We start from the raw sequence: 1,171 nt of genomic DNA on the forward strand, positions 1-1,171 counted from the left end.
GTGCCGGACACCAAGGACTGGACGTGGGTGCTCGAGCGGCCCTGTCCCGAGTGCGGGTACGACGCCTCGGTCGTCACGGTCGACCGGATCCCCGGCATCATCCGCGACGACGCGACCATGTGGGAGGCGGTGCTCACCCTCGCCGACGCCGCGACCCGCCCGGACCCCGCCACCTGGTCGCCCCTGGAGTACGCCTGCCACGTCCGGGACGTGAACCGGATCTTCGACGAGCGGGTCCGGCTGATGGTCGAGGAGGACGAGCCGACGTTCCCGAACTGGGACCAGGACGAGACCGCGCTCGAGGAGCGGTACGCCGAGCAGGACCCGGCCACCGTGGCCGTCGAGCTGCTGGACGCCGCCGATGCGGCCGCCGAGCGCTACGAGTCGGTGCCGCCCGATGCGTGGAGCCGGCGCGGGTTCCGCAGCAACGGCAGCGAGTTCTCCGTCGAGAGCCTCGGGCTCTACCACCTGCACGACCTCGTCCACCACGCCTGGGACGTCCGCGCAGCGGCGGCCCGCGCGACCGTCGAGTCGTACGACGCCTCGGCGGCAGCGTTCCGCGACGGCACGGCGCGGGAGACCGTCGAGGAGCGGATCGTGGAGTTCGCCGCGGCGGTCGGTCCCGGCGCCCGGATCCTGGAGATCGGCAGCGGCGGCGGCCGCGACGCCCGTGCCCTCGAGGGGGCCGGGCTGAGCGTGCGGCGCACCGACGTCTCGCCGGGGTTCGTCGAGCTGATGCGCGCCGACGGCGACGACGCCGACGTCCTCGACCCCCTGACCGACGACCTGGCGGACCCGCAGCGCCCGGACACGCCGTACGACGGCGTCTGGGCCAACGCCTGTCTGCTGCACGTGGACCGCCGCGACCTGCCGGTCGTGCTGCGCCGGCTGGCCGACGCGACCAGGCCCGGCGGCCTGCTGCGGTTCAGCCTCAAGGAGGGCGACGGCGAGCAGTGGTCGACCCACGGCCACGTCGCCGGCCCGCGGCGGTTCACGTTCTGGCGCGCTGAGCCGCTGGCGGCAGTCGTCCAGGAGGCCGGCTGGGAGGTGGAGTCCGTCGAGCGGTATCTGGGCACCGTGGGTGAGCAGACCTGGCTGGACGTCACCGCGAGGAAGGGCACGAAGAACCCGTGAGGCACCCGTGAGGCACACCGAGTTCTGGACCCGCATG

The 1,171-nt window shown here is 73.8% G+C and carries 1 protein-coding gene; it reads left to right on the forward strand.

Translation table 11 applies throughout. The annotated features are described in order from the left end of the window. A partial coding sequence (locus Q0L15_RS21390) for a methyltransferase domain-containing protein (RefSeq protein WP_296606778.1) occupies positions 1-1,134 on the forward strand: 1,134 nt, incomplete at its 5' end. Between the last annotated feature and the right edge of the window lie 37 nt (positions 1,135-1,171).

Origin of the sequence: Nocardioides sp. (assembly GCF_024509035.1) — a bacterium.
In the GTDB taxonomy this organism is placed as follows: Bacteria; Actinomycetota; Actinomycetes; order Propionibacteriales; family Nocardioidaceae; genus Nocardioides.